Consider the following 7,805-nt stretch of genomic DNA (forward strand, 5'->3'; position numbering starts at 1 on the left):
AAACAGCCCGGACGATACACATTCCAAAAACTTTCTCTGACAAGATTTTCTACTTCTCTATACTCTTCTTTTTTTTCTAAACGAATTATTATGTTATTCATTTTTTCTCCAAATTTTTAAGTGCTTTCACATTGTTCCCGATAACCATTGCAACTTTTTTTGTATTTGCAATAATACTTGTACACATTATTTTTATCTTTTGTTGATAACCATGCTTGCATAAATTATATAAAATAAAGATAAGTTGTAAAATGTAATGTATTTTAATGTTAAAATTAAATATATTTTGTATTTTTTTATTTACAAAAATTTAATTATAAATTACTACCGATATAGTTTACAATTTAAATATGATAAAATAAATAGAAAATATATCATAAGGAAATAATATGTCGTCATTAAAACATAAAATAATTAAAGTTAAAGCTGAAAAAATAGTTTTTCCGGGAAATGTTTTGTGCAGGTGCGAAGACGGTATTGCTCTTTTTACCGAAGGATTACTTCCCGGTGAAGAAGCCGAAGTTTTTGTTACAAGAGATAAAAAAACTTACAGAGAAGCAAAACTTGAAAAAATATTAACAAGTTCCCTGTTAAGAATTGAACCGAAATGTTCTTCGTTCGGTAAATGCGGTGGGTGTTCGTTTGAACATACGGCTTATGAAAATCAAATAAAGTTCAAAACAGATTGTGTTAAAGAACTTTTAAATTTTTTAGATACAGAAATACCTCAAGCAAAACAAAGTCCCGTTCAATGGAACTACAGAAACAAAATGGAGTTCAGTTTTTACAATGAACTTTTAAACTCTTCAACTGTTCAACCATTAAACCGTCTTTCATTAGGTTTACATTGCAAAGGGAGTTTTTATAAGTATTCGGAAGTTCCTCCGTGTTATATTGCACATGAAGATATTATAAAAGCATGTGAAATAGTAAAAAAGTTTGCAATAAATACCGGTCTAAAAGCATACAACAACAAATCTCACGAAGGTTTCTTTAGGCATTTGGTTTTAAGAAAAGGTGTTAATACCGGTGATTTACTTGTAAATATCGTCACCAACAAACAAGAAGATATAAACAAAAATTTTTTTGATAGTGCGGTAAAACAATTATCATCTTTTTGTTCAAGTATATATTGGACACAGAACTCAAAATTTTCCGATGCTGTTAATGCCGAAAATGTTACATTGTTGTATGGTAACGAAAACATTACCGAAACATTAACCGTTGCGGATAAACAATTTAATTTTTCAGTTGCACCGTTTTCATTTTTTCAAACCAATACAAAAGCAACGGAAGTTTTATATAATACTGTAATAGAACTTTTACACCCAACCAAACAAGATACTTTACTTGATATGTATTGCGGAACGGGAGCCATAGGAATATGTTTGTCTCCGCATGTCCGGTCTGTTGTCGGTGTAGAACAGGTGAAAGAATCTATTGAAAGTGCTAAACATAATGCACAAATAAATAATATAAGCAACATAGAATTTTTTGCACAACCTGCACAGGAATGGGTAAAAAAGAACAATAAAAAGTTTGATTATGTTATTATAGATCCGCCACGTGCAGGACTTTTTGAAAATGTAATAGAACATCTTTTATTTTTAAATCCTAAAAAAATAGTTTATGTTTCATGTAATCCGTCAACACTTGCTCGTGATTTAAAACTTATTACTAAAGATGAAAAATATAAGGTTATAAAAGTTTGTCCTGTGGATATGTTCCCGCAAACTTACCATATTGAAACGGTAGTTTTATTGGAGAAAATATAAATTTTTATATATTGGACATATTGTTCCATTTATTATAGAATACGAAAATCACAAAGATAGGAGATTATTAATGAAAAAATTTATTTGTTTGGTTGTGTTATCTTTTTTTTGCGGTATTGTATTTGCAGATAATCCTTTAAGATTGTTTCATATAGAAATGAATAAAAATCCGAATATTGTTTGTTATGATGCAATGTTGGATTCGAATAATCAAATTAATAAAGAAAATCCCGTTGACTCTTATTGGGTTTCTTTTACCGAAAAAAATAAAAAAAGAGAAAAATTAAACACTTCTGATAAAAAAATTTACGGTTTTAAAACAAAATATAATGAAAAAGACAACACTTTTGATTTAACATTAAAAGTTATTGATGACAAAACAATGACAATTTTAATGACTGACGGAAAACCTAAAGTAAAAATATTGATAAATAATGTTGAAGCATATTTGGAAAAAATTTATATACAATCCAGAGAGAATTGGTTGGGCGTGCCATCGGTATCCTTTTACACTTTACACGGACTAACCGTAAACGGTAACGAACCGATAGAAGAAAAAGTAATTGTAAAATAAAGTTAATAAGTCGGAATTTACAATAAATTTTCTGTTGGAGAAAAATATGAAAAAATTTATTGCATATTGCGGGTTGGATTGTGAAAAATGTGAAGCAAGGTTAGCAACAATAAATAACGATAACGATTTAAGAAAAAAAGTTGCGGACAAATGGAGCAAACTAAACAATATTACTATTACATCGGAAATGATTAATTGTGAAGGTTGCAGAATAGACGGAACAAAAACTGTATTTTGCGATAAATTTTGCCAAATAAGGCAATGTGCTTTAAGTAAAAAGTATGAAACTTGCGGTGAATGTTCCGAAATAAAAACTTGTAAAAAAGTTGCAATGGTTATCGAAAACAATGCGGAAGCACTTAAAAACTTAGAAAAGTAATCGTTAAAAATAAAATTTATTAGTTAGGATAAAGTTCTTTTGTTTCCGCTTCGGCTATAATATTGTATATTTCTTCAATTTCCTGTATTGTCATACCTTCTTTACAATAAGCGGAATAATAGCCGCTTGATGCAGCCATATTCATAACATATATTTTATCTTCGGTCCCTCTTATTTTTAAGGGAACGGCATTTTTTAGCATAAATTCTTTGTTTACTGGATATTTATTATAAACTCCGCTTATATCACCGTTGTTTGAAAATTTTTCCGTATCGGTTTTTCTGACACAAACACTTCTAACATCATCTAACGGATAATTTATTTCTATCATTCCCTTCATTGCCCTGACATCACAGTTTGAAAGGATTAGCGGAAAAGTAAAACCTGCAATTTCGGCAGCTTGCTTTAAATCTTTCCCGCAATCTGTCCACGGGTTTGCCATACCTATCAATTTCGGTTTTTCTTCAACGGTTTCCGTTTGTGCACAGCCGATTAAAACAAAAAATGTCAATAATAAAAATAATAATTTTTTCATAATACTCCCGTTAATTTAAACTTTATATAAATTTTATATGCTCTATTTTATCAAATTGAATTTTTATAAATCAAAAAAAATTTGACTTATAGTAACTCTAATGTAGTATAATTTAACAATAGTTGATAAACTGAAAAGATTAAAAAATGAAGATTTAAAAATTTGGTATTCCGTGCTGTTTAATTTCCGCTCTTCAAATCTTCAAATTTTCCGGAGAATTTTTATGAAAAAAATAAAAAAAGAAGAACCTTTAGATAAAACTCCAAAATATACCGTGAAAGAAGTTGCAAAGATTATGAGTGTTTCCGCACATACAGTCAGGTATTATGATAACGAAGGGTTGATACCTTTTGTTACAAGAACACAAAGTAATATAAGAATGTTCTCTGATTATGATTTGTCTTGGTTTAAAACAGTTCATTGCTTAAGAGCAACAGATTTGTCCATAAGTGATATTAAAACTTATATAAACTTGTGCCTAAAAGGTAATAAGACAATACCGCAGAGAGCAAAAATAATTTTTAATCAGGAAAAGAAATTGCAGGAACATTTAAAAGAATTACAAAAGCAAATGGAAATTTTACAAAAAAAGAAAAAATATTATAAAAATCTTTTAAAAAATAAAACAAACGATATTTGGAATCCTTATAAATAAAAAAATATAATATATAACAAAACTTTGGAGGGTTTTTATGAAATTAAAAATTTTTGCGGCAGTATTAATTGTAGTTTTTGTCGGAACAATTTTTGTATTTAAAAATAATAACGGAGGCGAAGTTATGGCAGAAGCAAAAAGTAACAAAAAAGTTTTAGTGGCATATTTCAGTGCAAGCGGTGTAACAGCAGGTGTTGCAGATAAACTTTCCAAAGCAATCGGAGCGGATTTGTTTGAAATAAAACCCGCACAACCTTATACAAATGCGGATTTGGATTGGACAAATAAAAAAAGCAGAAGTTCCGTTGAAATGGACGACAGAAGTTCAAGACCTGCCATTGCAAACAAAGTTACCGATATGAGCAAATATGATGTTATTTTTGTAGGTTTTCCTATTTGGTGGTATAGAGAACCTTCCATTATAGATACATTTATGGAAAGTTACGATTTCTCGGGTAAACAGGTTATTCCTTTTGCAACTTCAGGCGGTTCCGGAATGGGTGATTCCGGCAGCATTATGCAAAAGTTGGCACCGAAAGCCAAAGTTGATAACGGTAAAAGATTTTCTTCCGGAGTTTCGGAAAAAGACCTTAAAACTTGGGCTTCTAAATGGCTTTAATTGTTGATGTAAGTTTATAATACTTAGAAAAGCAATTATGAAAGCCGTAAAAATTACTGCCGTTAAACAAACTGAATATTCTGATTTAATACAAAAATATGAAAATCCGATAGAGCATGCCTGCGATATAAAAATCGGTGATGTTTTTGTTTCTTATGATGCCCAAAAACCGCAAAATTTATGTGACAGTGCTTGGGATAGTATGGAAAAGTTTGTTAAAGCACTTGCCGAAGGCGGCGGGGATTTTTTTGACGGTTGGATGAAAAATAAACATTCGGCAATGATTTCTTGCAACGACGGTTTTCGTCCTGTCAGTTTTTACATTGAAACTGTGGAATAATTCTATGCATCGGCAAAGGTTTTTCCGTCTTCAAGTTTAATTTGAAGTTTTGTATATTCGCTGTGAAAATTATTTTTTAGACGATCGAGATATCTTTTGCTTTCCCATTTGCACATAGGCAAATCGTGTAACAGATAATTACCGCAACTTTCAGGTTCCGCGGCAGGGACTTTCGTTTGTTTTAAAATCCATTCAAGGCACTCGATTGTAAGTTTACGCATATCTTGCACGGTATATTTTCCCGTCATAACGATATACATACCTGTAAGACACCCCATAGGCCCTATATATACCACATCATCTTTAACTTGTGAATTTCTAAACCATGTAGCCATCAAGTGTTCCATACTATGCATGGCGGAAGGAGCAACAGCAGGTTCTTTATTAGGTTCTATAATTCGCAAATCAAATGTGGTAAAATCTTTATCTTCTCTTGAAACATATATTCCCGGTTTTAAGTGTGTGTGATCTATGGTAAAACTTTGAATAACTTCCATAATATAATGCCTCCTGCTGTATGGTGATTTTATTCTATCATAGTTAAGTTAACTTTGCAAAAATTTAAGAATTATAAGCTTCAAATAAAGCTTTTAATAATTCTTGACCTTTTATCATTGTTTTATAGTCAACATATTCGTTAGCGGAATGCATATTACATACGGTTGCCAATCCTATTAAATACGGGGAAAACTTTTCACCTTTAGCATTTGTTTTATTGGCATAAATATGAGTTTCTGCTCCTGCATGGAATGATGAAATTTCCGGTTCTATCCCTATTGTTTTAGCAATTTTTGCAAATAAATTCGGCATATATTCGTCTTGATTTTTTTCAAACATCGGTACTTTTTCGTTAAAAACAATAGTTGCAGTTGCAATACCTTCATATTTTTTATTAAATTCATCAACTGTCTTTTGCATGGTTTGTATAAGTTCGTTTTCTTTTGATTTGTTTGAGCTTCTTATTGAATATGTTGCTGCAGCATCGGTATTTATAACATTTGTAATATTTAAATTTCCTGATAAAATTCCGCCTATATTGCAGGAAGTTACAACCTTACCGTCTTCATTGTAAAATACTCCTTGCGGCATATCCGAAACCAAATCCGCAATTAATTTTGTTGCATTTTTCCTTGTGTTATCTCCGATATCGTTTCCGGAATGTCCGCCTTTTGGTGCGGTTACTTTTAAACTTACATCAACATAACTTGCACCTGCAACCAAGCATTGTCCGAGAGCATCACTGTCCAATACTAACACATACTGTGAATTTATTTTTGAAAAATCCGTATTTTTTATTCCGGTCATTTTGTTTTCTTCATCTCTTGTAAAATGAAGTTCTAATCCGCCGTGCTTTATATCAAACCTTTTTACAAGTTCTTTTGCAAAATATAATGCATTTGCAACACCTGCTTTATCGTCCGCCCCGAGAGTTCTGCCTTCGGCTTTTATTAAATCACCGTCCAAATAAGGAACAACAGGGGAATCATCTCCTACAACATCCATGTGTGCGGATAACAAAATCGGTTTTTTTGTTGTATCAGTTGCAGGTATTGTTATGTATATATTTTTATAATCATCCGTCTCATATGGCAAATTATTTGCTTTGCAATAATTGCAAATCCAATCTATAACTTTTTCTTCTTTTAATGACGGTGACGGAATTTCCGCAATAGAACAAAACAAATCTATTAATTCGTTATTTTTCCTTAATTCACCAATATTCATAATTTGCTCCTATATTCTTTGTTTTTATTTTTTATATTTATAAAAAACTGTATCCTTGTCGTCTTCAAAATATAAGCCCATATTTTCATAATTTTGTTTGATTTCAGTTTTCTTTTCTTCATCCATATATTCTTCGTCATCAACTATAAAATGGTCTTTGGTACCTTTTTTAATTTTTATAACTCTTTTCTTATCATCGGTGTATGTTTTATATTCGTCTTTAGCCAATTCGGGATTTTTGTCGTAATATTCAAAAAATTTTTCCATGTTATCTTCATAACTGTAACCGTTACAAGATAAAAATTGATCTGTATGTGTCGCTCCGAAACTAACCAAATTACCTGTTTTCTTATCGTATTCACACTCAAATTTTGATTCACTGTGCGAATATGCGGAACTTGAACCGCCGTAAACCACTTCTATTTTGTTATCTTTTTTGTTAATTTCCACATAGATTCTGCCGGCAGTTACTTCCGTCCATGTTCCTAAAAAGTCTGAAATTGTTGGAATATTATTTATTTCGTTATAAAACAAATATCCTGTTATTAATGTTACCGACATGCATAAAAACAATAACCGAACTATTAGTTTTCTGTTTTTAAAACACATTTTATATTCCCGCTTTTTTAAATAATTTTATTCTGTCACTGTTGATTACAATTTGAAAATAAAAATTGAAATACATTTTAGAAAATTTGTTTCAATTTTTCCAAAAAAATTTTTGCGGCGGGAGAAAACAGTTGAGATTTTTTCCAAACGATATTTAAATTGGATTCGAGTTTCGGGCTTAACGGTTTAAAAGTTAAGTTCGAATTTGATGCCGTGTTTGCAAGTTTATCTAAAATTAAAGCATATCCTATACCTGACTTTACCATTAATCCCGCATTATAAAAAAGGTTGTAAGTTGCAACGATATTTAAATTCTTTAAATTTCCTTTAAACCATTTGAAAAATATGTCGTTAACAGAAGTTTTTTTCAGTAATTGGCTTGAAACTATAAGCGGCAAACTTTTTAAATCTTCAAATTTAACATTTTCTTTCTTTGCTAAAGAACAATTCTTTTTCATGATTATGCCCCACTTGTCTTTCTTGGGTAAGGTTATATAATCGTATTTTGATATGTTTACCGGTTCTATTAGAATGGCAAAATCAAGTAACCCTTTATCTAACTTTTCGCATAAATCGTCCGCATTTCCGCTTAAA

The 7,805-nt window shown here is 30.7% G+C and carries 11 protein-coding genes and 1 pseudogene; 6 read left to right on the plus strand and 6 right to left on the minus strand.

The genetic code is table 11. The annotated features are described in order from the left end of the window. Positions 1 to 101: pseudogene (locus ACMUOV_RS06640) on the minus strand (N-acetyltransferase); the annotation flags it as partial. 288 nt (positions 102 to 389) lie between these two features. On the opposite strand from ACMUOV_RS06640, the gene rlmD reads away from it, so the two are divergent. The 3 genes from rlmD to ACMUOV_RS06655 all read left to right on the plus strand — a co-directional run bounded on the left by rlmD (position 390) and on the right by ACMUOV_RS06655 (position 2,728). Then, entirely contained in the window at positions 390 to 1,775 is a 1,386-nt protein-coding gene (gene rlmD, locus ACMUOV_RS06645) for a 23S rRNA (uracil(1939)-C(5))-methyltransferase RlmD (RefSeq protein WP_413854320.1), read from the plus strand. Between the two features lie 70 nt (positions 1,776 to 1,845). After that, positions 1,846 to 2,349 (plus strand): DUF4833 domain-containing protein, encoded by a 504-nt coding sequence (locus ACMUOV_RS06650; protein ID WP_413854321.1) that lies wholly within the window; start codon positions 1,846 to 1,848, stop codon positions 2,347 to 2,349. Positions 2,350 to 2,395: 46 nt separating this feature from the next. After that, complete coding sequence (locus ACMUOV_RS06655; protein WP_413854322.1) at positions 2,396 to 2,728, plus strand: DUF3795 domain-containing protein; 333 nt, start codon at positions 2,396 to 2,398, stop codon at positions 2,726 to 2,728. A 19-nt stretch (positions 2,729 to 2,747) separates the two neighbouring features. On the opposite strand, the gene ACMUOV_RS06660 is transcribed toward ACMUOV_RS06655, so the two are convergent. Continuing rightward, positions 2,748 to 3,263 (minus strand): hypothetical protein, encoded by a 516-nt coding sequence (locus tag ACMUOV_RS06660; RefSeq protein ID WP_413854323.1) that lies wholly within the window; start codon positions 3,261 to 3,263, stop codon positions 2,748 to 2,750. A 223-nt stretch (positions 3,264 to 3,486) separates the two neighbouring features. Between ACMUOV_RS06660 and ACMUOV_RS06665 the strand changes: the two genes are divergently transcribed. The 3 genes from ACMUOV_RS06665 to ACMUOV_RS06675 all read left to right on the plus strand — a co-directional run bounded on the left by ACMUOV_RS06665 (position 3,487) and on the right by ACMUOV_RS06675 (position 4,877). Further along, the gene (locus tag ACMUOV_RS06665) at positions 3,487 to 3,918 is read left to right on the plus strand and encodes a MerR family transcriptional regulator (protein WP_413854324.1); all 432 of its coding nucleotides are present in this window, start codon (positions 3,487 to 3,489) and stop codon (positions 3,916 to 3,918) included. 124 nt (positions 3,919 to 4,042) lie between these two features. Then, on the plus strand, positions 4,043 to 4,537 hold the full coding sequence (locus ACMUOV_RS06670; RefSeq protein ID WP_413854330.1) for a flavodoxin: 495 nt from the start codon (positions 4,043 to 4,045) through the stop codon (positions 4,535 to 4,537). A 37-nt stretch (positions 4,538 to 4,574) separates the two neighbouring features. Next, positions 4,575 to 4,877, plus strand: coding sequence for a TIGR04076 family protein (locus tag ACMUOV_RS06675; RefSeq protein ID WP_413854325.1), 303 nt, complete (start codon positions 4,575 to 4,577; stop codon positions 4,875 to 4,877). A gap of 2 nt (positions 4,878 to 4,879) precedes the next feature. On the opposite strand, the gene ACMUOV_RS06680 is transcribed toward ACMUOV_RS06675, so the two are convergent. The 4 genes from ACMUOV_RS06680 to ACMUOV_RS06695 all read right to left on the minus strand — a co-directional run. Then, the gene (locus ACMUOV_RS06680) at positions 4,880 to 5,374 is read right to left on the minus strand and encodes an S-ribosylhomocysteine lyase (protein WP_413854326.1); all 495 of its coding nucleotides are present in this window, start codon (positions 5,372 to 5,374) and stop codon (positions 4,880 to 4,882) included. Between the two features lie 64 nt (positions 5,375 to 5,438). Next, on the minus strand, positions 5,439 to 6,602 hold the full coding sequence (locus ACMUOV_RS06685) for a M20/M25/M40 family metallo-hydrolase (RefSeq protein ID WP_413854327.1): 1,164 nt from the start codon (positions 6,600 to 6,602) through the stop codon (positions 5,439 to 5,441). Between the two features lie 24 nt (positions 6,603 to 6,626). After that, on the minus strand, positions 6,627 to 7,211 hold the full coding sequence (locus ACMUOV_RS06690; RefSeq protein ID WP_413854328.1) for a hypothetical protein: 585 nt from the start codon (positions 7,209 to 7,211) through the stop codon (positions 6,627 to 6,629). A gap of 77 nt (positions 7,212 to 7,288) precedes the next feature. Then, a partial coding sequence (locus tag ACMUOV_RS06695; protein ID WP_413854329.1) for a LysR family transcriptional regulator substrate-binding protein occupies positions 7,289 to 7,805 on the minus strand: 517 nt, incomplete at its 5' end.

The sequence above is a fragment of the Candidatus Ruminimicrobium bovinum genome (assembly GCF_902760015.1).
GTDB classification, from domain to species: Bacteria; Elusimicrobiota; Endomicrobiia; order Endomicrobiales; family Endomicrobiaceae; genus Ruminimicrobium; species Ruminimicrobium bovinum.